General features: G+C 36.0%; 23 protein-coding genes. 6 read left to right on the top strand and 17 right to left on the bottom strand.

Features of this window, described 5'->3' with window-relative positions; translation table 11 throughout:
* The first annotated feature begins 95 nt into the window (after window positions 1-95).
* The 3 genes from ACMAYL_RS10335 to ACMAYL_RS10325 are packed head-to-tail and all read left to right on the top strand — an operon-like array spanning window position 96 to window position 3126.
* Window positions 96-1190 carry a tryptophan 2,3-dioxygenase family protein gene (locus tag ACMAYL_RS10335; RefSeq protein WP_103218393.1) on the top strand — a complete coding sequence of 365 codons (1095 nt, stop codon included), beginning with the start codon at window positions 96-98 and terminating at the stop codon, window positions 1188-1190.
* Between the two features lies 1 nt (window position 1191).
* A complete protein-coding gene (locus ACMAYL_RS10330) occupies window positions 1192-2334 on the top strand; it encodes an aminotransferase class V-fold PLP-dependent enzyme (RefSeq protein ID WP_392993694.1) in 1143 nt (380 codons plus the stop codon).
* Window positions 2335-2340: 6 nt separating this feature from the next.
* Window positions 2341-3126: an acyltransferase gene (locus ACMAYL_RS10325; protein WP_392993697.1), complete on the top strand. Its 786-nt coding sequence runs from the start codon at window positions 2341-2343 to the stop codon at window positions 3124-3126.
* On the opposite strand, the gene ACMAYL_RS10320 is transcribed toward ACMAYL_RS10325, so the two are convergent.
* From ACMAYL_RS10320 to ACMAYL_RS10285, 8 genes are all read right to left on the bottom strand, one after another.
* Entirely contained in the window at window positions 3116-3649 is a 534-nt protein-coding gene (locus tag ACMAYL_RS10320) for a DUF420 domain-containing protein (RefSeq protein WP_103218396.1), read from the bottom strand. The genes ACMAYL_RS10325 and ACMAYL_RS10320 overlap by 11 nt on opposite strands.
* On the bottom strand, window positions 3630-3866 hold the full coding sequence (locus ACMAYL_RS10315; RefSeq protein ID WP_103218397.1) for a hypothetical protein: 237 nt from the start codon (window positions 3864-3866) through the stop codon (window positions 3630-3632). The genes ACMAYL_RS10320 and ACMAYL_RS10315 overlap by 20 nt, the downstream gene beginning before the upstream one ends.
* 105 nt (window positions 3867-3971) lie before the next feature.
* Window positions 3972-4610 carry a heme-copper oxidase subunit III gene (locus ACMAYL_RS10310; RefSeq protein ID WP_199177553.1) on the bottom strand — a complete coding sequence of 213 codons (639 nt, stop codon included), beginning with the start codon at window positions 4608-4610 and terminating at the stop codon, window positions 3972-3974.
* A gap of 13 nt (window positions 4611-4623) precedes the next feature.
* Window positions 4624-7455: a c-type cytochrome gene (locus ACMAYL_RS10305; protein WP_103218398.1), complete on the bottom strand. Its 2832-nt coding sequence runs from the start codon at window positions 7453-7455 to the stop codon at window positions 4624-4626.
* A 61-nt stretch (window positions 7456-7516) separates the two neighbouring features.
* Window positions 7517-8593: a hypothetical protein gene (locus tag ACMAYL_RS10300; protein ID WP_199177554.1), complete on the bottom strand. Its 1077-nt coding sequence runs from the start codon at window positions 8591-8593 to the stop codon at window positions 7517-7519.
* A 31-nt stretch (window positions 8594-8624) separates the two neighbouring features.
* Window positions 8625-9407: a cytochrome b N-terminal domain-containing protein gene (locus tag ACMAYL_RS10295; RefSeq protein ID WP_103218399.1), complete on the bottom strand. Its 783-nt coding sequence runs from the start codon at window positions 9405-9407 to the stop codon at window positions 8625-8627.
* 29 nt (window positions 9408-9436) lie between these two features.
* The gene (locus tag ACMAYL_RS10290; protein ID WP_021267552.1) at window positions 9437-9940 is read right to left on the bottom strand and encodes a ubiquinol-cytochrome c reductase iron-sulfur subunit; all 504 of its coding nucleotides are present in this window, start codon (window positions 9938-9940) and stop codon (window positions 9437-9439) included.
* A 111-nt stretch (window positions 9941-10051) separates the two neighbouring features.
* A complete protein-coding gene (locus ACMAYL_RS10285) occupies window positions 10052-10921 on the bottom strand; it encodes a HEAT repeat domain-containing protein (RefSeq protein ID WP_412470529.1) in 870 nt (289 codons plus the stop codon).
* 90 nt (window positions 10922-11011) lie between these two features.
* On the opposite strand from ACMAYL_RS10285, the gene ACMAYL_RS10280 reads away from it, so the two are divergent.
* The gene (locus tag ACMAYL_RS10280) at window positions 11012-11557 is read left to right on the top strand and encodes a hypothetical protein (RefSeq protein ID WP_103218401.1); all 546 of its coding nucleotides are present in this window, start codon (window positions 11012-11014) and stop codon (window positions 11555-11557) included.
* A gap of 187 nt (window positions 11558-11744) precedes the next feature.
* On the opposite strand, the gene ACMAYL_RS10275 is transcribed toward ACMAYL_RS10280, so the two are convergent.
* Complete coding sequence (locus tag ACMAYL_RS10275; protein WP_412470416.1) at window positions 11745-13070, bottom strand: hypothetical protein; 1326 nt, start codon at window positions 13068-13070, stop codon at window positions 11745-11747.
* A complete protein-coding gene (locus ACMAYL_RS10270) occupies window positions 13071-14252 on the bottom strand; it encodes a thiolase family protein (RefSeq protein ID WP_392993708.1) in 1182 nt (393 codons plus the stop codon). It lies immediately after the preceding gene.
* Between the two features lie 82 nt (window positions 14253-14334).
* Here ACMAYL_RS10270 and ACMAYL_RS10265 point away from each other — a divergent pair, with 82 nt between their 5' ends.
* A complete protein-coding gene (locus ACMAYL_RS10265) occupies window positions 14335-14760 on the top strand; it encodes a hypothetical protein (protein ID WP_103218404.1) in 426 nt (141 codons plus the stop codon).
* An 18-nt stretch (window positions 14761-14778) separates the two neighbouring features.
* Window positions 14779-15210 (top strand): FliG C-terminal domain-containing protein, encoded by a 432-nt coding sequence (locus tag ACMAYL_RS10260; RefSeq protein WP_103218405.1) that lies wholly within the window; start codon window positions 14779-14781, stop codon window positions 15208-15210.
* On the opposite strand, the gene ACMAYL_RS10255 is transcribed toward ACMAYL_RS10260, so the two are convergent.
* From ACMAYL_RS10255 to glmU, 7 genes are all read right to left on the bottom strand, one after another.
* Complete coding sequence (locus ACMAYL_RS10255; protein ID WP_103218406.1) at window positions 15205-15582, bottom strand: hypothetical protein; 378 nt, start codon at window positions 15580-15582, stop codon at window positions 15205-15207. The genes ACMAYL_RS10260 and ACMAYL_RS10255 overlap by 6 nt on opposite strands.
* Window positions 15575-16018, bottom strand: a complete 444-nt coding sequence (locus tag ACMAYL_RS10250; RefSeq protein WP_158246901.1) for a cyclic nucleotide-binding domain-containing protein — start codon at window positions 16016-16018, stop codon at window positions 15575-15577. Before ACMAYL_RS10250 ends, ACMAYL_RS10255 begins: the two co-directional genes overlap by 8 nt.
* A complete protein-coding gene (locus ACMAYL_RS10245) occupies window positions 15999-16907 on the bottom strand; it encodes a hypothetical protein (protein WP_412471057.1) in 909 nt (302 codons plus the stop codon). Before ACMAYL_RS10245 ends, ACMAYL_RS10250 begins: the two co-directional genes overlap by 20 nt.
* On the bottom strand, window positions 16900-19137 hold the full coding sequence (locus tag ACMAYL_RS10240) for a hypothetical protein (RefSeq protein ID WP_412471056.1): 2238 nt from the start codon (window positions 19135-19137) through the stop codon (window positions 16900-16902). The genes ACMAYL_RS10245 and ACMAYL_RS10240 overlap by 8 nt, the downstream gene beginning before the upstream one ends.
* 18 nt (window positions 19138-19155) lie before the next feature.
* Entirely contained in the window at window positions 19156-21387 is a 2232-nt protein-coding gene (locus ACMAYL_RS10235) for an ATP-dependent helicase (RefSeq protein ID WP_103218410.1), read from the bottom strand.
* Window positions 21388-21414: 27 nt separating this feature from the next.
* Window positions 21415-23244, bottom strand: a complete 1830-nt coding sequence (gene glmS, locus ACMAYL_RS10230; RefSeq protein ID WP_412471055.1) for a glutamine--fructose-6-phosphate transaminase (isomerizing) — start codon at window positions 23242-23244, stop codon at window positions 21415-21417.
* Between the two features lie 79 nt (window positions 23245-23323).
* The gene (gene glmU, locus ACMAYL_RS10225; protein WP_412471054.1) at window positions 23324-24712 is read right to left on the bottom strand and encodes a bifunctional UDP-N-acetylglucosamine diphosphorylase/glucosamine-1-phosphate N-acetyltransferase GlmU; all 1389 of its coding nucleotides are present in this window, start codon (window positions 24710-24712) and stop codon (window positions 23324-23326) included.
* Window positions 24713-24761: the final 49 nt, after the last annotated feature.

Genomic DNA, 24761 nt, shown 5'->3' with positions numbered 1-24761 from the left:
ACTTCAGCTTGATTTCAACTTTCTTAACCCAACTAGAAATATGAATAATTTTCAATTTCAAAGTGTTGGGATAGTATTTCTATATAGGAGTCAATATGCACAAAAATCACGGTCCTGTCTATTATGGTGACTATTTAGAACTGAATAAATTACTCGATACACAAAATCCTCTCTCTAAAAAATATGGAGATGAAGCACACGATGAAACACTTTTTATAGTCGTGCATCAAGTATATGAATTATGGTTCAAACAAATACTTCACGAACTACACTCGATAAAAAACATTTTCTCAGTAGATAAAGTTGAAGAATCATTGCTTTCAACTGTTTGTTCAAGACTTGAGCGCATTAAAAAAGTTCAAACTCTACTTCTTGGCCAATTAGAAGTGATGGAAACAATGACCCCGATGGATTTTCTTGAATTTAGAGATTTACTTGTCCCTGCTTCAGGATTCCAAAGTGTTCAATTTAGAGAAATTGAAATTCTGCTTGGACTTTCGACAAATCAAAGGAAAGAAGTTGATCGTGAATATTTCCTTGGAAGACTGAATGATCAAGATAAAGAAAGGCTTTTAAAAATTGAAGCTGAGTCAACATTATTTTCTGCTCTTGAGAAATGGCTAGAAAGAATGCCATTTACCTTTAACGAGGAATTTGATTTCTGGAGTGAGTATCAGGCATGTGTTGAAGATATGTTATGTGGTGACGAACTTACTGTCCTTGATAATATGGCAACACTTCCACCTAAGGCGCTAGAGATACAAAAGGCAAACCTTAAAAGTACACGCGATACATTTGAAACACTTTTTAATTCTGTAGAATATAATAAATTAGTAAAAGAAGGAAAAAGAAGGCTTTCTCAAAAAGCGACTCTAAATGCCCTCTTTGTTCTTCTTTATCGAGATGAGCCTATCCTAACACTTCCATATACTGTTCTTGCACACCTTATGGATATCGATGAGAACTTTACGACTTGGCGTTATAAGCATGCACTTATGGCACATAGAATGTTAGGGACTAAAATTGGAACAGGTGGATCTTCAGGTCATCAATACTTAAAAGATGCAGCAGATAACAATCGTTCATTCATCGATCTTTTTAATCTATCAACTTTTATTATTCCAAGATCGCAGAGACCAATTTTACCTGAAAAGTTAAAAACAGCTATGAACTTTAATTACAGAGATTAGAATGTATAAGAAATATTTTAAAAGATTTCTAAACGCAAACGAGGGCAAACTTCACTTTGCTGCTCACTCACACCACTACTGGCCAGATGTCACTAGAGATGCACAGATCAAGTACTGGGATGATAGCGCTAAATATGTTGATGAAAAATGGGGATTATTTTTTTCCAATGAGTTTGTCGAATTACAAAAGAATATTGCAAACGTTTTAAATATTTCTAAACCAGAGCAAATTACATTTGCACCGAATACACATGAGCTTGCTTATCGTATACTTTCAGCTCTTCCTAATGGAGCAAAAGTCTTAACAACTGATAGTGAGTTCTACTCTTTTGATCGTCAAATCAATCGTCTTTCAGAAGAAAATATTTTTGATGTAACTAAGATTGAAAATAGTAATGATAAAAACTTTATCGATAGATTTATTCAAGAAGCAAATACTGACAAATATGATCTAATCTTTATTAGCCAAGTATTTTTTAATTCTTCTTTTGCTATTAAGGATCTCATCTCATTTGTAAAAGCAATCAATTCTAAAGCTGAAATTGTAATTGATGCCTACCATGCATTTATGGCCCTCCCAACAGATCTAAAAGAAATAGAAGATCGAATTTTCTACATGGCCGGGGGTTATAAATACTGCGGATCAGGAGAAGGATCTTGCTTTCTGATATCACCAAAAAATACAAAACTTACGCCAAAAAATACTGGTTGGTTTGCACAGATGGGAGACCTGACAAATTTTAGTGAAGATAAGGTTCCATTTAGTAATGATGGTTTTAGATTTGCTGGATCAACCATGGATTTCACGGCAATCTATCGTATGAATGCTGTTTTAAATCTATGGAAGAATGAAAAGGTAACTGTCCATGATATTCACTTACACGTTGAAAAAAACCAAGCTGACTTTCTGTCAGGAATAAAAGGGACAACTTTAGAAAATAAAATTGTAACAACGGCCAATAGAGGACACTTTATCGCTTTTATTTTCACCACAGCTTTAGAGTGTGAAGAGTATGCCAAAAGTCTTAAAACAAAGAGAGTTAATGTCGATTACCGCCGAAATATTTTGCGTTTTGGCTTTAGCATTTATCAAGATAGTGATGATATAATTAAGCTTATTAAAATTATTAAAGATATTGGTTAGGGAAAAATGGAAGAGAAGAAAAAGCAATCACAGGAAGAACTTCAATCAGGAGCTTCTAATAAGAAGGGTCTTGCTAAGGTTTTAGAAAATATTTTTAGAAAATATCAGGCCATTGGATATATGGCAGCGATGATACCTCCAATTATAGTTTATATTATTTGTATTACTCTAGGATTGACTCCTGGATACATTTTTTTAACTACGGCATATGAAAATGTAGCAGGACAACACTTCATTATTCAGGCCCTAGCGATGTCATTTGCATTTGTTATGTCTTATGCAGCCTACGCTTTAACTCTAATTTTTATCGTACCATTCTTTAATTGGATTTATCCTCTGAAGATGAAACCATTTAAAGGGAGTTGGATTTCTCTAGAAACTCTTCCTTGGTATTATCACAATGCTTTAACACAACTAGTACGCTATACAGTTTTAGATTTTTTTCAAGCAACACCGATAATCACTCTTTTTTATAAAATGATGGGAATGAAGATTGGAAAGAATTGTGTAATCAATACGACAAATATTTCTGATCCATGTCTGATTACACTTGAAGACTATGTGACAATTGGCGGCTCTGCCACAATTTTTGCTCATTATGCTCAAGCTGGTTTTCTAGTTATTGCGCCAACAGTTATTAAGAGAGGTGCAACAGTTGGATTAAAAGCCTCGATTATGGGAGATGTTATTATTGGCGAAAAAGTTGTTGTTTCACCACATGAAGCGGTACTTCCAAAATCAAGACTAAATGCAGAAGATAGAAAGAAAGCAAAAAAAGAATCTAGTAATTAAGATATTTTAAAAAGAAAAAAATCATTACACCAGTTACTGAAACATAAAGCCAAATGGGTAAAGTCCACTTTGCCCATTTCTTATGGCTCTTAAAACTACCAGTCAAAGCATTCCAAAGAGTAATTAAAATCATTGGCAACATAACAATGCTTAATAAAACGTGTGAAATTAGTATTGAAAAATACACAGGCCTTACAAAACCTTGCGCTATAAATTTCGTATCCCCATGGAAGTGATGATACAGAAGATATGAAACAAGAAAGAGAGCGGAAGTGGCAGTCGCCCCTGACATACATTTAATATGTGCAGAAACATTCTTATTTTTAATAAATCTCCAACCTACAAATAATAATGTCGCAGAAATTGTATTTAAAGCAGCGTTTACCATTGGAAGATAATCTACCCACCATAACTTAACTGCAGCTTCTGGTTTGAAGTAAATAAACCAAACGAGAAAAAGTGCAATTAGACCACTTAAAATAAAAAGTAATGTATAGATGAAATTACTGTTGTTCTTCTTCATGAATCTTAGAAGCTACTGAGTTTTTTCTATATTTGTGAATTGTTTTATAAAGAATAAAAAACGGAATATAGATTAGACCAATGAAAGTCACAAGAATCCAAACTAACCTAGCATCCTTTGGATTATCCATAGATCCAGCACAACCAGGACACGCAAAAACGTAGTCTGAAAATAGTACTAGAATTAATATGCCAATTGGTAATAAGAAACTTTTCATATAATTGCCTTATATACCTTTCGGAAGGCTTAGTCCATTATTTTAGGTCAAAACAAAAAAGGCCCTACATAGGTAGGGCCTTTCTTACAACATATTGTTCACTAATTAAATTAAGTAAATAAATGTAAATACTAGAATCCAAACAAGGTCAACGAAGTGCCAGAAAAGACCACACACTTCTAGAAGTCCATAGTCACCTTTGTCAAAACGTCCCTTAAGAGCAAGTACGTACATATAAATAAGGAATATTACACCTGAAAGAACGTGAAGCCCGTGAAAACCTGTAATTGCAAAAAATGTCGAAGAAAATAAGTTATTACCATGCTCATATGTTGAGAATGTCATCCCCATATCTGACATAAGGTGCATATACTCATAAGCTTGAATACCAAGGAAGATAACTCCACCGATAATCGTTGCAAGTAACCAACCTCTAATTGCTTTCGGTTGTCTCATCTTTACAGCATCAATCGCCATAACCATTGAAACAGAAGAACATATTAGAATGAAAGTCATAATCCCTGAAAGGTGTACTCCACCAAGAGCTTCTACAGGGTTTGGCCAATGCTTAGTTGCACGAAGTACAGCATAAGCAATTAATAAGCCTGAAAATGACATGGCATCAGTTCCAAGAAATAACCACATCCCAATTTTATTTGGACTCGCGTGTCCAAATTGAGGGTCATTTGGATAACTAATTACACCGTCATGAACTAAATCTTTTGTATTAGCATGTCCTGCCATTTATAAACTCCCGTTATCTCTTTCCAGCTTTCTTAGCTTTTGGTGAGTAAAAATCACTTCCTAACTCAAGTACATACTTAGTAACTGCTTCGATTTGTCTCTTAGCATCACCGTCAAGAAGTTCTGGATCCGCAGCCTCTCCTTCTGGCCAGAAAGAAGGCATTGTTGTACCAGGCATAATCTTATCTGGACCTTCAAGCCACTTCTTAATCCAACTCTTTCTTAATCTTCTCTTAGCAAAGTGAAGATCTGGAGCAAGTGCAGGATCACTATTGAATCCAGTTGTGTGACATGAAGCACATGCTAAGTCATTAAATAATTTAACAGCAGCACGTCTTTCTTCACTACTTTCCCAAACAACTTTTTCATTTTCATCAAAGATTGGTTGGTCAGCTTTTACACGGAACATATCAACAAGTTTTTCTTTTTCTTCTTTACTCATGTTGAAAGAAGGCATTCTTAACTTAAGCCATGGACGGATCTCATATACATCACCAAGGAAGTAATGGAACCAATCAGCTTGTACACGGTGCCCTTGTTCAACTAAACGTGGAGGCGCTTCGTTTACATCATCGTAAATTTTCAGCATATCACCGAACTCACCATCGATCTGGTGACATCCAATACAGTTAAACTTAACAGCAACCTTCATACCTTCATTTGCAACAGTTTCAGCAGCATCATATCTCTTAACACCTTTAAGAGGAATCTTCTGATCAACTTGACCGATAAGAGCTGTTGTAATTAGAGCAGCATCTTTCTCGCTCATATGGAACTGAGGCATTCTTAGTAGATCTTTAAATGGTTTATCAACACCATTGTCCCATCTTCTTGGGTTAAGTAGGTGCGCTTTAATCCAAGCTTCTCTTGAGTGCTCAACTTTCTCATGAGAGAAACCAAATTGAGTTAGAGGCTTAGAACCAATTTTTGAAAGTTCTGGACCAATTGGTGCACGATCTTCAAAACCTTTAATATTGTGACATGAGTAACAACCATATTTACCGATTGAACGACGTCCTAATTCCATTGTTCTTTCGTGATCGCTCATTGTCGCAAGCTTAGCTTTTGCAACTTCAACAGTATCAAAAGCAGAGAAGTAAGTTACAAGAATCTCATCTCTTGCACCTTTATCCATATCTGCAAACTTAAGCTTTTCAAATTGATTATTTTTAAGGCTCATTAGGTATGCAGTAATATCGTTAACTTCTCTATCAGATAGTCTGAAAGAAGGCATAATTGTATCTTCTTGGAAGTGACTTGGGTTTTTAAGCCATGAAGCCATCCAATTAGCATCTTTAACTTTAGAACCAATACCATCTAGGTAAGGACCTTTATGAGCATCAACTTTTTGAGACTCAAGTGCAAAGTCTTTAACACCGTGACAAGCAAGACATCCGATTTCACCAACCAGTTGCTTACCTTTTTCTTTATTACCACCAGTGTATTTCATGAAAGGCTTATAGCTTTCAGACTGAGCGTAAATAACTTCAGCGATTGCGTTTACTTCAGCGATATTCTTTTTAACAAACTCTGGTGAGTTATTATTATCGTTATTAAAGAACTGAGGCATTTTTGCATGCTTATTAAATGCTTTTGGTTCCCAAACCCAATTCTTAAAGAAATCTTTATCAAGCTTAGCAGCTATTTTCTCTAAACTAGGACCTGGTTTTCTCTTATGCTCCCAACCTTCAATCTTGTGACAGGCATAACAACCAAATTTTTCAAGAGCACGACGACCTTCATTTAAAGTAGTCGCTTGTGGAATATACTGAACACCACTGTGACATTTAACACATCCAGCTTCGTAATCACCACGTCTTAATTGTACGATAGGTACTTTGTGTGGCTCGTGCCAGTTGTACTTAGCAATCCAATCTTGTTTTTGTTCTTCTGTTGCAGGCATGTGAGCAGCTGCATTGAAGTCATTAACTCTATGCCCTTCACCACCGTGACATGAAGTACAACCAAAGTTCTTCATTGGGTGCTTACCATTAGCTCCAACCATAAGGTCTAAGTTAGGGTGAGTCTTATGTGGGTTTGGTTGATTTTCGTAACCTGGCTTATCAATAAATGTGTGACAAGTCATACAACGATCAACTTTTGGTACGTGTTGAAAGAATCTATCGTCAGTAATATTTTCTAATACTACTTGTTGAACCTTAACAGTTGGGTCCATGAAATCGATAAATGGTAAGTTTCTCAGTGCAAATACCGGAGTAACTTCTTTTCTCTTTTCAGCACCCTTAAGTAGCTCTAGACGACCAACAATACCGTTCACTTGCTTATTAATAGCATCAATATCAGTATTAAAGTCAGCTAGCTGTTTCTTAAGGTTCTTTTCTTTATCTTGAAGAGCTTTCTTCTTATCAGTCGATTTTGCAAAAAGATCTTTCTTCTCTTGAAGTTTTTTAAATAAAGAGCCTGCATTCGATGCATGTTCTGCGTGAGCAACACCGTAATTAAAAGCAAGTGCAGCAACGTCTGAGTTTAGACGACCATTAACGATCTGCTCTTTTTTAATATCTTTAATTACTTGGTTAAGCTCTTTCTCGATAGCAGCAATATCTTTGCTCTTAGCTTCAACTGATTTCTTAGCTGCCGCTAATTCGTCATTAAGAACTTTAACTTTTTCAGCACTGATCTTTGCTTCTTCTTCAGCAATATCTTTAGCAATTTTTTCTTTTTCAATTTTCATTGCTTCGATTTGAATTGCTTTCCAAGGTCTCATGTAATCATCTAGGAAAACCCATATTACCGTGACCAAAAGAACCAGTGAAAAGATCGCGAAGATCTTATTCAGTTTTTTCATATCATAGGCCATGCCTGGCTCATGTTTCTTTGACATTTTTATATACCCTTTATTACTTCTTCTTTAAGTATCTTTATATATCTATATCCAGATTCGCTTATAGGTTAAGTTCCCACTCTGGTAGAGCGATAATATACTTTAAGCTAAATAGCCATCTAAGAACCATCTTAATTGGTAATGAAGTCATACCAAGTACAAGAATGATGAAAATATAGTATCTAATCTGACCAGTGTTTTCGATAATCTTCTTCCCGTACTTTGACTTAGCAATTGCAACAGGAAGTACACAACAGTAAACAAGAGTTAGGATAATACCCACAATCTCTCTAACAACGATATTTGAAGGCATTGGAGTATTTAGCCACTTAAGCCATACAAATTCTGAAAGGTTTACGTTGTACTCAGAAACAACCTTGTGAAAGTCCCAGAACTCAAATGGTCCATAGAATGTCCAGTTTGGACCACGTAAGAAAGTACCAACGATAATTAGGTACATCCAAAGTACGATCCAACCATATAAGAATCCCCACATAGCGATTGGTCTTTCTTTAATTGTGAAATAACCATTCCCTTTTGGGTTTGTGTCAATATATGGAATCGCAATAAGACCAACAAGAATTAGACCAGGAAGTACAACCCCTGCCATCCAAGGGTCAAAGTATACAAGCATTTCTTGTAGACCAAGGAAGTACCAAGGAGCTTTCGCCGGGTTAGGTGCCCAAGTAGTGTTTGCAGGTTCTTCTAGAGGAGCTTTAAAGATAATCGCCCATACTACTAAGAAGATTGTCGTACCGATCATACACATTAACTCAGTAAATACTAAGTTAGGCCATACCCATACTTTTTCTCTATTTTCTGGAAGTGCTTCGATTGGGCACTCACCATTTTCAATTCTCTTGTCATTCTCTGCTGCTCTATAAAGTGCATACCAAGTAAGCCAAGCGATAAGAACGATAATAATGTTAATTGGAATATTATCTGGCCATAAGATAATTGCTCTAAAGTTTGCATCCATACAAAACCAAACTGTAATAGGTGCAGCAGCAATAAGTGCCCATTTAGCAAATTTCTTGCTTCCTACTACACGATAGTACTTCATCATGAAGAAGAATAGGACCGTCGTAATCGGGAATGATCTAATCGGATCGGCCAGCCAGTTTATAAGTTCTTTCATTTATATATCCCTTTCTCTCAAAATATATTTTCTAAAGTGGAGCTGAAATCCCACCGTCTTTTCTTACACGCCAGAAGTGAACTGCAATTAGAACACCAACAACAAGTGGAATGAATACACAGTGAAGAATATAAAATCTTAGTAGTGCTGGTTCCCCAACGAAACGTCCTGCAAGAAGCTGGAAACGAACGTCGTTTTTATCAGAAACCATCACGAAGTCACCAATTTGAGCTAAAGCTGCACCTGGACCACCATGACCTAGGAAAGGTGTTGCTTTTGCCATGTTCGAACCAACGGCAATCGCCCAAATCGCTAGCTGATCCCAAGGAAGTAGGTAACCAGTAAATGATAGTAGAAGAGTTAATACTAAAAGGATAACACCAACACCCCAGTTAAATTCTCTAGGTGGTTTATATGAACCAGTCATAAATACACGGAACATGTGAAGCCACACAGTAATAACCATGGCGTGAGCACCCCAACGGTGAATTTCACGCATAATCCCTAAAGGCACGTGCTCTTTAAGTGCGATAATATCGTTATATGCGTACTCTGCAGTTGGTCTGTAATAGAACATTAAAAGTACACCAGTAACAGTTAGCGCTAAGAAAATGAAAAATGTAAGTCCACCCATACACCATGTATAACCAAGCTGAACCCCTGATTTTTTTAGTTTGATTGGATGTAAGTGTAAAAACACGTTACCAGCTACGACAGCTGCTCTGTTTCTTGCGTTCGTTGGAGGCCCGTGTCTGAAGATCGATTTCCAGACCTGAGTTTCTCTAATGTAATCAACAACACCTCTTTTAGCCATTGTTATTCCTTCCTATTTATTAATCTAAATTAAACTTTTAAGTAACTTTGTGGATTGTCCCACTGACCTTTCTCATAACGATAAATTTTTGTTTTATCGACAATGATTTTTCCTTCAGCATTTAGTGAGATTTTATATCTCTCTAACGGTCTTGGAGCTGGACCTTCGAAGTTGATACCATTTTGATAGTAACCAGAACCGTGACATGGACATTTAAATTTTAACTCGGCAGGAAGCCAGTTAGGAACACAACCTAAGTGTGTACAGATATTTGAAAGAGCGAAAAGACGTCCTTCCATTTTTACAATCCAAACACCGTAACCATTCTTCCAGCGCTCATCTACACCTTCTTCATAATCGTTAGGACGACCAGCGACGAAATCCATTTCTGGTTCAAAGTTAACGTTTGGATACGTGTAACGGAAAATTAAAGTTAAGAATCCTGCTACCGCAGAAGTGAAGGCTACCCAACCAACAGTAACAAAACTAAAGAACTCTCTTCGGTTTAACTGTTTTTTTACATCATCAGACATTTTAAAAAACCTCTATTTCTAATCATAAATACACAAATTTAAGTCACGATGACCCAATTTATGATTCATAAGTTATTGCAAATTCATTTTATACTTTGAAGGATGTTATCACTATTTCAACGAATTTAAAACTTCCTTTGCAAGACTAACTACTTTTATATCTTTCTCAATATTAATCATTTTCTCGACGCTTGGCGCCATCTTTTTCCAATTCGCTCTCTTTAATGCAGTGAGTACATTAAATTTTAGACCACTGATCTCCTGAACCGTTAACTTCTTACCTAAAGACTCATCATTTAGAGTAAGAATTTCATTTACAGTAGGGATCGCTTGATCACTCTTATATGCGATTAACGCTGTTGCTGCGGCATATCTCACAGAGAAACCAAGGTCGCTATTTAGCCTCTTAATAAATAAATCTTCTGTACCATCAACATTATGAGTAGCTAGAGTCAGAATTGTTACCTGAACCATAGCCGCGTCATTCTTCTCAATAAAGCTTTTTACGATGCTCCAATCAAACGAAATACCTTTAGGCATTTTTGATAGTGCAACCATCGCATGAAAATTAATTTCTGGATTATTTGTTTGTAGTGCATGCTCAAGAACTGGAAGTCCCCCTTCATGTCCAAGGGCACCAATGGCCACGACAATGAAGTCACGTGTTCTTGGGTCTACTGTCGTCTTATAAATATCTCTTAGGTTTGTTACTAACCAAGGGATATCTTCTTCTTTTACTGCTCCAGCAGAGATAACTTTAGAAAGCTCTAATGCTGCAATCCACTTATTACCAAAGGTTTTAGACTTCATCTCGTGGACAAGGTCTTTATAAGAGTGATCGTTAGAAAGCATCTTAGTCACACCAAAAATGATCAGTGCTCCTACTAGTACGATAGCAATAGGAACCATTAAAGAGCCCATTACCGGATTACTTTCGAGTAGTTTTTTATCTAACTTAGTGTTCTGATTTTTCTCGCTCACGAAGAAATTGCCTTATAGTAAATGTTTTATTAAATATGGGATAAGAATTAGCAAATTAGAGTATAGTTGACAATTATAAAAGGTGAAATTATGGCCTATCTACTTAGAGGACTGATCGTTATCATGGTTGCTGCAATTGGATTAACAACTTGCGTAGCACTAGGATTTATTGATGTGGGAATTAGCCACATTAAATTGGCCATTCCAGCCTATCTTTATACAATCTTCGCACAAGCATTTGTGATGTTTTATTTCATCGGTGTTTCACGCCTAGTTAATAACATCAATTTAATAGTGACTAGCGAACAAAATTTAAATGAGCTTTTTGATGAAGCACCAGGTGATTTAACTCCTTATAGAGAAAAAGTTAAAAGATATGTTCACAAAGCTGACCTTGCAAAGAGACAAACTATTCCTTGGACAATGCTAATGATCATTCTAGGAATGATTGCATTCTTTCTTGGTGGTGCTCACGATACGAATATGGTTGAAAAGACAACTCACTCTGGTGTTGCATATGGGTTCATCGCTTCAATGCTGATTGGATTTGTTAGACAATGGTGGTTCCTTGGTCAGACTCACCAATTACTTCGTGAAGTAAAGACGCTATTTAGTATTCCAGATGGGCAGATGTAGATCCTTCCGACTGTTTTCCGAATCGTCGGCCCTTGAGGCGAACCGTCGTGTATATATACACTCCTCTCGAATAATTTTAAAGCTAAAGATTAGTGGGCTAGCACCGCAAACAATAGATTGGCCTTAGCCAATCAATTTTGCGGATGCTTTAGTATTCCAGATGGGCAGATGTAGCTATCGCGAAGGGCTAAATTGCCTTAAGCCAAATAAACACCTTATTTTTTCCAGGTGGGTTACGACGTGTTCGTGTTCTTGATTCGTAAATAATTACGGAGTCATCCCCTTTAACTTGGGCCATAAATTCTTTCAAGTAAGATCTTGGAACATAAAGGTTGTAATAGAAACCACCAGGTACCGCTAGCCCAGGCTTTACATTATCAACTTGAGTTACTTGATAGAGGTCGAGAAGTTTACCAAGACGTTTTCTCGTATCATCAGTATCAGCGGAGTTCATCATAACACGATAAACTTTTGTGTTACCGTAACGACTATCACGATACCCACCACCTTTAATATCTTCTTCAAATGAAGACTGCTCTCTATCTGCTGACGAAATATCACGCGGAAGTGTATCAATAGAAGTTAGTACAACTTCCGATTCTACTTCATCACGTTCTTCATCTTCTAAAGTTTCCCCTAGGAAGTTTTCAGTATCATCAACATTTTCAATATCTTTAATATCTAATTCAAATTGTGCAATTTGCTCTTGATCAGCAATTGTTTCATCAGTGAACTTTAAACCTTCATTTTCCCAACGAAACTGAGGCTCGTAAACACTGATCTTATCTGATAAGTATTTTTCATAAGTTCTATTTGCAAACTCAATGGCCCACACAAGAAAAATTGCGATCCCAATGAAGGCAAAGACTTGAGCAAGGCTCTGCATTTTCGCACTTAAATTATCTCTAAGTTTTAACCTTGAGATATTAAAAGTTGTTCCACGAAAATCCTTCTCCATTTTTTTTACAAAATAAATCCACTCTTGATAGAGAGTAACTTCCATCGAAGTTAAGATTTCGTGATTATGGCTTCCTGAAAATGTCAGATCAACACCTAGTTCGGTAACGAACTTATTGGCGCTAAAATCACGATTCCTAGAAAGAATATCGTTAATTGTGAAATGCTCATTTATATAATCTTCATGTTGAGGAAAAACCTCGACAAAAAAACTACGCAGTAAAATTGAAGTATCACGCTCACTTTGGTGTAAATTTTTAGCAAGCTCTTCAATTGAAATATCTCGAGAAATAAAAACAAAACAAATAAATTTATCCCTAAGCCAAGTAAACCAAGACTCAAGTGGACCTACGTGAATATTGTCGATGATATAATAAAATCTTTTTGAAATTTCAAAAAGAGTTAAGTCTTCATCAAAGAATACATCCCAAAAACGTTCAAAATCTTCACGGTACTTTCCTTGCCAAGTAACATTTTGGATATCCAGGCAAAGCCAATCGCGAAAAGATGCATAATCATGATGAAAAAACTTTAATTCATCGTTAATATTTTTCATTTAAACTCTTTTAATTAAAATACCAATTCCTTGGCCACCACCGATACAAGCACTCGCAATTCCATACTCCTTACCTTCACTTGCAAGTTGATTTGCCAAAGTAGTCGTAATACGAGTTCCAGATGCCGCAAGAGGATGCCCTAATGCAATCGCTCCCCCCCAAATATTAACCTTATTTATATCTAGGGCAAGCTCTTTCATACAAGCAAGTGCTTGAGCTGCAAATGCTTCATTTATTTCCACAAGATCAATTTGATCAAGTTCCATCTTATTATCTGCTAAAAGTTTACGAATTGCCGGCACCGGACCAATTCCCATTATCGTAGGGTCAACACCAACGACTGCACCATCAATAATTTCAGCAATAGGCTTTAACCCATGCTCTTTAACAAAGTCTTCACTTGCCACAAGTGCAACGGCCGCACCATCAACAATACCAGAAGCAGAACCTGCAGTAACAAGTCCATCTTTTACAAAAGATGAGCGAAGTTTATTCATATCTTCAAGAGAAGCACCCTCTCTTAAATGTTCGTCTTTATTAACTGAACCTTTTCTAATTTCTACTTCACATATTTCTTTTTGAAGTTTTCCATCCTCATAAGCTGCAGTTGCACGTTGGTGTGATAAAAGTGCGAATTCATCGCAGTCCGAACGAGACACCTCATATTTTGAACCAAGATTTTCTGCAGTTATCCCCATAGGGCAACCTGCATGTTGATCAGTTAGAGCATCAAGGAGCATATCAACATTCTTCAATGATCCGTATTTCGTACCAAAACGTGAACCATAAGTTAAATGAGGAACCATCGACATATTCTCAGTTCCACCAGCAAGTACACAACTTGCTTCTTCTAATTTAATTAGACGAACAGCATCGAGAATTGCCTGAATACCCGATCCACATAGTCGATTAATAGTAATTCCAGGAGTATTTTCAGCGCAACCGGCTTTTAAAGCGAGATGCCTTCCCCCATACATAGTATCTGTTGATGAAGGAACAACATTGCCCAGGATTACCTGATCAATTAGCTCGGCCTTAACACCTGTTTCACTAAGTAGTGAATTTGTGGCAGCAACAGCTAAGTCAACTGGCTTAATATCCATTAAAGAACCACCAAATTTACCAAATGGTGTTCGTTTTCCACCTACTAAAAATACGCGACGGCCTTTATTTAAGGACATATTTGCCTCCATTCACTTACAGTTAAATACTTACTAAAATATATTAGGACGCTTTTATGTCCTAGTCAAAGAAGAGTAATTTATGTCAACAGAAATCAATCGCCAACAGCTAGAGAGATTCAAACAGCAAGAGTACAAGCGACACTCCTATCAACTAAAGAAGGCAAAGCTTGAGAACTCTCAGGAGTATCAGAAGACTGAGAAAAAGCATCTTGCAGACCTAAAAAGACTCAACAAACACTATGAAACAGAAATTAAAAGTGTTGAAAACAGTACAGAACTTAAGTTAAAGCAAATTAGAGACAAGCAAACTGAACTTGTTAAAGAAGAACATGGTCGCATGGAGCTTGAGCTTGAAAATATGAAAAAGTCTCATCAGGCCAGAGTTGCAGAACTTAAAGAAACTCATGATAATCAGATCTCGCAAATGAATGAGTCCCACAAGGACACGCTTGAGCAAGCACGAGAGAAATACATGAAAGAAAAAATGAAATGGGAAGAGGCTTAATCTCCCAAAGGAAAGTAAATGGAAGCTAATAAGCAAAATGGTGGTGTATTTATAAATGGAAAGGCTCAAATTATTGAGATGCTGAAGTTTATGAATGCGGATGAAAGGGCGACTCTTTTGAAAAATATTCAAATGAGAAATCCTACACTTGCTAAAGAACTTTATGCTGAAAGTATTACTTTCGATACGATCTACGCACTAGATGAGATCGACTTAAATCAAGTAGTTAAATTTATTAAGGCACCAGTGATTGGTGTTGCACTTAAAGAATGTGAGAAATCTTTTCAAAAGAAAGTTCTTACAATTTTACCTAGAGAAGCGGCAGAAGAAGCCTACTCTTACCTAGTTAAAAATCTTGGTGCAAATGAAGCACGCGATATTCAAAGAGCAAGAAAGCGTGTCACAGATACTATTGTCGCCCTCAACAACAGAGGACGACTAAGTCTATAAATCACATTTATAATTAATTTTACGATCATCGATTTGGGGGCAGTTCTTAATGTTGCCCTCAAATTCTGCCCTCAACTCTTTTGTATTTAACTGAAGATCTAATAGCTCTATCTGAAGAAGTATTCCATCCTCACTCAACTGATCAAGACATTTTGCCTTAATAGAATATTCACACTTGGCAGGGTTTATCTTAGCAAGATTAACAAGAGCATTTTTTAGTCTCTCATTTCCATTGGCCTTCTTCTCTATCCAGCTATCAATATCATCGCGAACTCCATTTGAGTTAGCATCAGCTCCACCATGCCAATCATTATTATTGCCACTACATCCTATTAAGAACGCACAAAGAAAGAATAACGATAGTCTATTCATTGATTAACTTCCTAAATTTAGCTTCTACTTCATCAGTAAAAACAAAGTCGCTACTTTTAGTTGTATCGAATATTTTATGTTCTGCTAAAATATTAATAGCACTATCAAGACGATCAATTGTTGTGTTAACAATTTTTTTAAGCCACAGTTCATTTGAGTCGATAATTTTTGAAATTTCTGTAATTGGAATTGGGACGACTTCAACATCCTCAATTGTAAAACAAGACTCATCATAAACCTTACGATTGATTCCCCCCGAAACACCTAAGAAATCACCTTTCTTATGAGTACCAGTTGGTACAAGTCTTCCACTTTGTTCTTTTACAGTTAAAAGCGTTCCTGACTTCACAAGGAAGACAAATTCAGCACTTGCACTTTCTTTAAAAAGTAGGCTTTCAATCTCAACCTTACTCGTTTCATACGCGGTAAACGTCATCGATCTCTCCTCTAAGTGCCGTACCATAACGAAGTCCATAAGTTGAAAAATGGATATTCTTCGCTTCAATCTTATTTAGAATAGTCTGTGCACAAATCGCTCCAGACTGTATTGTTTTTGATCTTTTTCCAAGAAAAGCAAATTGTTTTCCAAGAGCTTTCGAATCTACTAATTGTATTCGATCAGTACTTTCATTAAAATCAGCTAATGAAATTGAATATTCATTAATAGCTTCCGCATTATAAGAAGCTTCACCAGAAAACATTAATGCTAAACTAGTAAGAGTTCCAGCAACACCAATAACATCCTGTCCAAGATAAGATTCTAGGTTAAAGCTTTCAAAAATTTCAGCTATTTTATTTCTTAGTTGGCCATCTCTAATCCAGTCATCAACTCGAACTGAACCAATTGGTAAAGAAACCGTTTCAATTATTTCAAACGGCTTTGTCTTTATTAAAATTAATTCACTTGAAGCTCCACCAACATCTAAAATAAGTTGTTTTTTGGATTTCTTCTTCATCATTTCATTAATACCAAAAGCAGTATAGAAAGCCTCTCCTTCTCCAGATATAATTTCAATATCCAAATCAAGTTCAGACTTAATTCTAGAGAAAAATTCAGGTGCATTCTTAGCAACACGAGAAGCTTCTGTTGCAGTAATAATAATATTTTTGCAACCTAATCTTAGACATTCCTCTTTATACTCTTTTAAAGCTTTAAAAGTATCTTCCATTGATTTTTCTTGAAAAACACCTTCTTTATCTAAACCTCGTCCAAGTCCTGTAATTGTAGAAAACTCTTGAACAATTTCCTTTGTATCGCGATCAATAACGAGCAAAAGTGTAGAGTTCGATCCGATATCGACCGAAGCAATTAAGTTTTTAGTCATTTTTAAAAATACCCTTAAATAATTTTTTAATTTTGCCTTTATTTTTTTGAAGGACTTTATCTGATTCTTTCTTTAATAAATTTTTTGCGGCACTCTTTGCTAACTCTTCGAGAGTATATTTATAGTCAGTATTTAGCGCATACCCAATACCTTCTAATCGGAAAGGAATTTTAGCTGTTCCATAGTCTCTATTCAGATCATGCTTTAATTCTTCTTCATTAACAACAACCGCTCCAAGTAATTCACCTGGAGCCTTGAAATCAATTTTCCCATTGCCTTCTAAAGCATATTTTCCTTCATCTAAAATAACCTTATAACTTTTAAATTGATGATAGCGATCGTCTAGGCGTCCATTGAAAGATACCTCATTAATGTCACCGTTAATTGTAATATCTTTACTCGCTAACTTATCAAGCTTCTGAAATAAGTTTCCAACGACCTTACCTAAGTTTATTTTATGCAGCTTAGCTTCTTTGATATTTAAAGCGACATTGAAGTCATACTCTTTACCAATCATTTTACCATCTAAATTACCCGACGCTTTACCTTCAACTGATTTAACAATACCTTTTGGAATAAAAAGAGCAGCGCTTACAATATCAACGTCAGTGAATGAAGCTTTTAGCTCAGTCGTTTTTCCCTTTTTATGAATCTCAGACTCAAGGTTCAGATTCAAAGGAGCAGTTCCAAGTTTAAGCCTATTTGTAGAAATACTTAATTTCTTTCTATTTACACTTATACCTAACTGACCATTAATCGGTGATTCACCTAAAATAACATTCGAGAATTTAATCTTTGATTTTACAGGATAGTTTGAAAATACCTCACCACTTGTACTAGAAATATCAATATCAGTATTCTCATCTTTTACTTCGACATCTCGAACCGTTTTATGTTCCGGCATCTTTTCTTTAATTTCTGTCGGAATTTGAATATCTTGTAAATGTAAATTCACTGTAGAAGTTTTTAAATAATCGAAACGGTCAACTCCTAAAACAAAAGGTGTAGACTGACCTACTTTTACAATACCTTCCAATAACTTCAATTCAATTGCAGATCTGATTTGCTTGCTATTGAGATTATTTTTCACATTAACATTTACAGGAATTCCAAGTGCAACGAGATTACTATCAACTGTTGTTGTAAGACTTGGGAATAGCTTCTCATTTTTCGAAGTGATACTTCCCTCAACTCTCAGATTTCCATCTTTAATTTTAACGCCATAATCTGCAACGTTTACAAAATAAGAAACAATATTTTCAAGATTACTTTCTAAATTTATATTATGTAACTTTAATATTCCCTTTTCTAAGTCGTAGTCTAATTTCGATTTCATGAACTGATGTTCTTCCAGAGCAACCACAACCTTTGAAGACATCAATTTCTTTTCAACATCACCGTCCATTTTTACAGAGAATTTTTTTAATGGCTTAACAATTAAATTCGACTTTATATTATTAATATCAACTTCGGCATTAAAGTTCAGTTTTTTCTCTTCTAACCATCTATCTAGTACCGTCTCTCCAATAATGAGAAGGTCAAATGATGTTTCATTTGTTTTTCCTTTAGAAAGAATGAAGTGAGACTTAAGTTCAAAAACAGAAGTTGTATTAAAACCAATATCTCTTAAAGCAAGTTTTTCAATTTTTACTTCACCAAAACCACTATCTCTTAATGCATAATTTGCATTAATATTTGTTACGTTAAAGTTTAGTGAGGCGTCAGAGAAAAAACTTAAGACGGCCAGACCAGGGCCATTATTTTCACTTTCTTCTTTTTTCTTGATTGATTTTTTATCTTCCTGCTCAAAGCTTACAACTGCTTTTGAGGCAAAAGAGTTTTCCCAATTTGATCCCTTCTTAAATTCTATATAGCTAACTTTAGGATTATCAATATTAACAGAAATTGTTCCGTAACCCATTAACATCGTCCAAAATGGAATCTCTATTTGAAGATTTTCAAATGAGCATAGAGGTAGTTTTCTTCCACCATGAGGATAGAGAATATCAACTCCTCTAATATTCACTTTAGAGTTAAGGCCTAGGGAATAGTCTAGAGACTGCGTTAAAACTTCCGCATTAGGTAATGTTTTTTGCAGCTGTGTTGTAAAAGCTTGTCTAATTGCATCTGGTTTTAAGTTTCGTTTAGCAACAATTAAAATAATTGCAGAAAAAACAATTAGAAACGCTAAAAATAAAAAAATTATTTTTAATGGTGACTTAGTTTTCACATACCCTCCAATGGTATTTTAGATTAAAGTCAGTGGCGCAAACTTTGCCATAAATTTCTTTTGTGCACCGTCATTAAATTTAATCGTTACCTTTTCATCTCCTGAAGGTCCGATACATTCTAAAACCGTTCCTTCTCCATAAAGAGAGTGAACAATCCTTGAACCCTTAGGATAAGTTACTTTTTTTGCACTTATACTTGGCGATTTTTCAACTCGGTAAACTGGTTCATCATCGTAAACTGGATCGCATAGATCGTCCCAATCATCATCCATTGATTGTTGGCGTCCACCACCTAGCTTTTTCCATATATAAAATTTATTCGGTATTTCTTGGATAAATCGACTAAAGCCATTAAAGCGTAGCTGACCAAATAACATTCGACCTTGGGCAAATGTAATATAAAGTCTCTTCATCGCTCTTGTCATCGCAACGTAGAAAAGTCGACGCTCCTCCTCTATTGCTGTTTCTCCATTTTCAATCGATTGATAACTTGGAAAAACAGTCTCTTCAACTCCTGTCACAAAGACATATTCAAACTCAAGCCCTTTTGCTCCGTGAATCGTCATTAAAGAAACTTCGCCTTGATTCTCTTCTTCTTGTCCAATTGCTGAGTTATCAAGAGTTATCGTTTCTAGAAATGCTCCGAAACGTCCGTTAGGGTTCTGATCTTCAAATTGTGTAAATGCACTTCCAAGCTCTTCAAGGTTTTCCATTCGAGCTTGAGACTCATAGTCCTTTGCAGCTCGAAGCATTTCCCAATAGCCAGATTCATAAAGGAGCTTTTCATATACGGTCTCTAATGCTTCCCCCTCATCATGAGCTACTTTAGCTTCAGTAATGAGATGTACAAATTGAGACAGTGAAGACTTAACTCGAGACGAAAGCCTTATATGTTTAAAATCTTCTGGGTTATCCACAACTCTATTCACAACTTCCCAAAGAGAACTATCTGACTTAATCGCCTCCTCTTCAATCTTTCTTAAAGTTGTGGCACCAATTCCACGAGTTGGTACATTGATTATTCGACTTAATGCTAGCGAGTCCTTGTCATTAACAAGAAGTCTAATATAAGCAATTAGATCTTTAATTTCTTTTCTTTCGTAAAACTTAATCCCACCAACAACTCGATATGGGATATTTGATTTTCTAAGTGCATCTTCAATTTGTCTCGACTGAGAATTCGTTCGATAGAAGACGGCCATTTCATCGTAATTGACACCATCTTCACTATGATGATGGATTAATTGTTCTGCGACAAAGTCAGATTCTTCTCTATCACTAGAGCACTCAACGATCTCAATTGATTCACCTTCTGGATTATCAGTCCACATACTCTTGCCTTTACGCTGAGTATTTCGTGCAATTACAGCTCCTGCTGCTTCAATAATATTTTTAGAAGAACGGTAATTTTGTTCCAACTTTAAAATTTGAGCATCACTATAAACTTCTTCAAAGTCTAAGATATTTCGAATATCCGCTCCACGCCAAGAATAGATCGATTGATCTTCATCCCCAACAACACAAATATTTCTTCTTTTCTTTGCTAGTTTTGTGACTAGGTCGAATTGGGCACGGTTCGTATCCTGATACTCGTCGACAAGAATATAACGAAAACGCTCTTGATATCTTTCGAGTACTTCTGGAAATTTTTCAAATAATTGAATAACACCAGAAATAAGGCCACCGAAGTCAGTGGCGTTAGCTTTGTGCAGCTCTTTTTCGTACTCGAGATACATATCGTAGAAAATATCATCACTTTCTACTTCATAATCTTTATCTGAAATATCACGATCAGGATAATGACCGTGATTTTTTAGGTCTTCAATAAAATATAAAACTTCAAATGGAGAAGTTTCTTTTTGTGAAATTCCACGTCGATTTAAGATCGCTTTAACAACACTTTTTTGCTCACTAGTATCATAAATCGTAAAATTTCTACTAAGGCCTAAGTAATTTGCCTCAGACCTTAGCATCTTTGCACAAAAAGAGTGGAAAGTAGTTACTTGAAGTGCACCTACATCACAGCTGACATCACGCCCGACACGATCACGCATCTCTTTGGCGGCCTTATTTGAGAATGTAAGGGCCAATAATTGAAATGGAGAAATATTCTTCTCTTCCAAAAGATAAGCAATCTTTGTAACAAGAGTTCTCGTCTTTCCTGAACCTGCACCAGCAAGGATCATCATTGGTCCATCAATCTCTTTAACGGCTTGTCGTTGTTGAATATTGAGGTGATCTAACTTCATTTAAATTCCTAATTTACTCTTTTCTTTTTATTCAACAGTAACTGACTTTGCCAGGTTTCTTGGCTTATCAATATCTGTCCCTAAATTCTTCGCAATATAATAAGCAAGAAGTTGGTTTACTACGTTTACGTAAAGTGGTGCCAAGTCTCCAAGCCCGTCAAAGTCTAATTCAATATAGTGATCAGAGATCTCTCTTAAATCTTCCTTACCTTTTGGACCAATTGAAACAATAAGACCTTTACGTGCCTTAATTTCTTGAATATTCGAAACTGTTTTTTCAAATAAATCTTCACCGACTAGGGCAACGTTAACTTTCTCTTCATCAATAAGAGCAATTGGACCATGCTTTAACTCACCTGAAGCATAACCTTCGGCGTGAACGTAAGCGATTTCTTTAAGCTTTAGTGCTCCTTCTAGGGCAATTGGAAAATATGCTCCACGACCAGTATAGAAGAAACCTTTATACTTATAAATTGCATCAGCAACATCTTTAATTGGTTTTGTATTATCTAAAAGTTGCTCAACTCTTTCAGCAAGAAGACTATAGCGTGAAGAAAGAGAGTTTCTTAAATCATCAGACATACCACCATTAGAAATAACTTCTGAAAGAGTCTTTCCAGTTAATACTTGTTGAGTAAATGCCTTTGTTGAAGCAACACCAATCTCAACACCTGCGCGAATCATAAGATTCACATCACAGTCACGATAAAGAGTAGATCCTTCAGTGTTTACAATTGAAAGTGATTTCATTCCTTTCTCTTTACACATCGTTTGCGCAGCTAAAGTATCTGCTGTTTCACCAGACTGAGAGATGAACATTGCTAGTTCATTTTGACTAAGAATTGGATTGCGGTAGCGGAACTCACTTGCAACTTCTGTAAAACATCTAATGCGATTATTTGATTCGAAGTAATCTTTAATTACAAGACCAGCATAGTAAGCAGTACCACAAGCTGTAATACTAATTGCATCCATTGGTAGTTTAATTGCTGACTCTAAACTCTCTTTTCCTTCACCTTGAAAGTAATATTGAGTTAGAGAACGAATTAACTCAGGCTGTTCGTGAATTTCTTTAAGCATATAGTGCTCAAAATCACCTTTAGATGCAGGATCGTGATCGATCGTTTGCTCTTTTGACATATAACGATGAGTCTTAGATCCATCAAGCTCATAAAAATTTAATAGCTGATTATTTTTTACACTTAGGTGACAAAGAACATTATCTTCAGGGAAGTAAATTCGAGTGGCCATACCAGCAAGAGCATATGGATCACTTGAAACAAATACTTCAGAATTTACTTCATTACTTCCACATACTAATGGAGCACCTTTTTTAATTGCAAAGATTTCATCTGTTTCACGATTTAATACAACAAATGCAGAAAATCCTTCAATTCTTTCAAATGATTTAATTACGGCTTCTTTGATTGGAGTACCTCGGCGCTTATGAAAAATTAAAAGCCCAAGAAATGTTTCCGAGTCAGTTTCTGATTCAAAGTAAATTCCATGCCCTTTTAACTCATTTCTAATTTCATTGGCATTTTCAATGATTCCATTGTGAACCATTGCAATTCCATCTTTAGTCGAAACGTGTGGGTGCGCATTGTAATCTGTTACACCACCGTGAGTGGCCCAACGAGTGTGCCCAATACAAGATCTTGCATGAATATCTTTACCTTCAAGCTCAGCTTCAAGGTTTCCAATTTTTCCTTCTTTTTTATAAACGAGAAGCTCATCATTTTTGCTGATGAAACTAACTCCAGCTGAATCGTACCCACGGTACTCTAATCTTCTAAGTCCTTCTAGAACAACGTCAACTGAATTTGATGGCCCAAGATGCCCAACAATTCCGCACATAGTCACTTCCTTATATGTTTAAAAAATACTAATTAAAGAAAGATACCATTATGCGGGCGAAAATAAAATTTTTGCAGGCTTATTTGTCGCTTTTTTTCCTAATGAAACGCCTTGCCATGCCTTCTTTCGTCTCTTGACGCCCTCTGGCAATTGCAAATGATCCATCTGGCATACTTTTGCTAATTGTTGAACCTGATGCTACATAGCATTCTTTACCAATCTCAATAGGTGCAATCATTTGTGAATCAGATCCAATAAAAGATCCATCACCAATAATTGTTTTGTGCTTATTGGCCCCGTCGTAATTACAAGTAATGAAGCCACAACCAATATTTACATTGTCGCCAATTTCAGCATCTCCTGCATAGCTTAAGTGTGAAACAGCTGACTTTTTACCAATCTTAGATTTTTTTATTTCGACAAAGTTTCCAATTTTTGCACCTTCACCAATATCACTTCCTGGACGAAGCTGCGCCATCGGTCCAATTGAAGCACCTTTAGAAACTTTTGAATCTGTAATATATGAATTGGCCTTAATAATGGCACCATCTTCAATAATTGAATTCTTAATTGTTACACCTTGCTCAATCACAACATTTTTTCCAATCACTGTTTTGTCATCGATGAATGCATTTTGATAAAGGTGTGTTCCTTGACCAATATTCTTTGAATAGCAATAAGTATGTGATGGATCTGTAAAGCGAACTCCAGCTTCTAACATTAGGTAACCTGCAATCGCACGTCTTAGATAGATATCTGCATCGGCCAATTGAATAAGATTATTAACGCCTAAAAACTCACGAGCGTCTTCAAAAAGAAGTGGTGTTACATTTGCTTCTGGGTTAAAGGTATCTGTAAGGTAAAACTCACCTGACTTATTATTATCAGAAAGATTGAATACATGATCCATTAAATAAAGTGTTTTAAAAATATAAAGACCCGAGTTAACTTCTGTCACAAGTCTTTGCTCTTCAGTTGCATCTTTTTCTTCAACAATCTGAAAGCCTGTCCCCTTACGAATAATTCTTCCGTAACCTGTAGGATTACTTGCTGAAAAAGTTGCACAAACTGCATTTGAGCCTTTCTCAATCTCTTCAATAAGAGCGTTAATTGTTTCTTTTGTAATTAATGGTGTATCTGCACATGTCACAATTGTATAATCATAGCCACGAGAGTTTTCAAAATCGTTCAAATAAGTCTGAACGGCATGCCCTGTCCCTAATTGCTCTTTTTGATAAACGTAATTTATACCTGTAAAGCGTTCATTAACATGTTCTTCAACAAGTTCACGTTGATGACCAGTAACTAAAGTGATATCTCCAAAATCTTTAAATGTTTCGATGACATAATCGACTAAAGTATTTTGGTGTAAAGGTGCAAGAGGTTTTGGAATATCCATTTTAAGTCTTGTTCCCTTACCTGCAGCTAATACAACTACCGCAACTTTCTTCGTTGTCTTCTGTGACATATAAAAACTCCTAATAACCGACTATATCGGTCTCTTTTCACTCTATGCG

Origin of the sequence: Halobacteriovorax sp. RT-2-4 (assembly GCF_047085445.1) — a bacterium.
GTDB lineage: Bacteria > Bdellovibrionota > Bacteriovoracia > Bacteriovoracales > Bacteriovoracaceae > Halobacteriovorax_A.
The sequence above is the reverse complement of the archived record's forward strand: the minus strand, read 5'-3'. Positions and strand labels throughout refer to the sequence as shown.

Coding starts and splice junctions, on each gene's coding strand:
- ACMAYL_RS10275 (WP_412470416.1), bottom strand. CDS start 13,070: ATGAAAAATATTAACGATGAATTAAAGTTTTTTCATCATGATTATGCA.
- ACMAYL_RS10310 (WP_199177553.1), bottom strand. CDS start 4,610: ATGGCAGGACATGCTAATACAAAAGATTTAGTTCATGACGGTGTAATT.
- ACMAYL_RS10320 (WP_103218396.1), bottom strand. CDS start 3,649: ATGAAGAAGAACAACAGTAATTTCATCTATACATTACTTTTTATTTTA.
- ACMAYL_RS10250 (WP_158246901.1), bottom strand. CDS start 16,018: ATGACGTTTACCGCGTATGAAACGAGTAAGGTTGAGATTGAAAGCCTA.
- ACMAYL_RS10270 (WP_392993708.1), bottom strand. CDS start 14,252: ATGTCCTTAAATAAAGGCCGTCGCGTATTTTTAGTAGGTGGAAAACGA.
- ACMAYL_RS10325 (WP_392993697.1), top strand. CDS start 2,341: ATGGAAGAGAAGAAAAAGCAATCACAGGAAGAACTTCAATCAGGAGCT.
- ACMAYL_RS10295 (WP_103218399.1), bottom strand. CDS start 9,407: ATGGCTAAAAGAGGTGTTGTTGATTACATTAGAGAAACTCAGGTCTGG.
- ACMAYL_RS10265 (WP_103218404.1), top strand. CDS start 14,335: ATGTCAACAGAAATCAATCGCCAACAGCTAGAGAGATTCAAACAGCAA.
- ACMAYL_RS10305 (WP_103218398.1), bottom strand. CDS start 7,455: ATGTCAAAGAAACATGAGCCAGGCATGGCCTATGATATGAAAAAACTG.
- ACMAYL_RS10255 (WP_103218406.1), bottom strand. CDS start 15,582: ATGAATAGACTATCGTTATTCTTTCTTTGTGCGTTCTTAATAGGATGT.
- ACMAYL_RS10335 (WP_103218393.1), top strand. CDS start 96: ATGCACAAAAATCACGGTCCTGTCTATTATGGTGACTATTTAGAACTG.
- ACMAYL_RS10315 (WP_103218397.1), bottom strand. CDS start 3,866: ATGAAAAGTTTCTTATTACCAATTGGCATATTAATTCTAGTACTATTT.
- ACMAYL_RS10330 (WP_392993694.1), top strand. CDS start 1,192: ATGTATAAGAAATATTTTAAAAGATTTCTAAACGCAAACGAGGGCAAA.
- glmU (WP_412471054.1), bottom strand. CDS start 24,712: ATGTCACAGAAGACAACGAAGAAAGTTGCGGTAGTTGTATTAGCTGCA.
- ACMAYL_RS10235 (WP_103218410.1), bottom strand. CDS start 21,387: ATGAAGTTAGATCACCTCAATATTCAACAACGACAAGCCGTTAAAGAG.
- ACMAYL_RS10290 (WP_021267552.1), bottom strand. CDS start 9,940: ATGTCTGATGATGTAAAAAAACAGTTAAACCGAAGAGAGTTCTTTAGT.
- ACMAYL_RS10300 (WP_199177554.1), bottom strand. CDS start 8,593: ATGAAAGAACTTATAAACTGGCTGGCCGATCCGATTAGATCATTCCCG.
- ACMAYL_RS10280 (WP_103218401.1), top strand. CDS start 11,012: ATGGCCTATCTACTTAGAGGACTGATCGTTATCATGGTTGCTGCAATT.
- glmS (WP_412471055.1), bottom strand. CDS start 23,244: ATGTGCGGAATTGTTGGGCATCTTGGGCCATCAAATTCAGTTGACGTT.
- ACMAYL_RS10260 (WP_103218405.1), top strand. CDS start 14,779: ATGGAAGCTAATAAGCAAAATGGTGGTGTATTTATAAATGGAAAGGCT.
- ACMAYL_RS10245 (WP_412471057.1), bottom strand. CDS start 16,907: ATGACTAAAAACTTAATTGCTTCGGTCGATATCGGATCGAACTCTACA.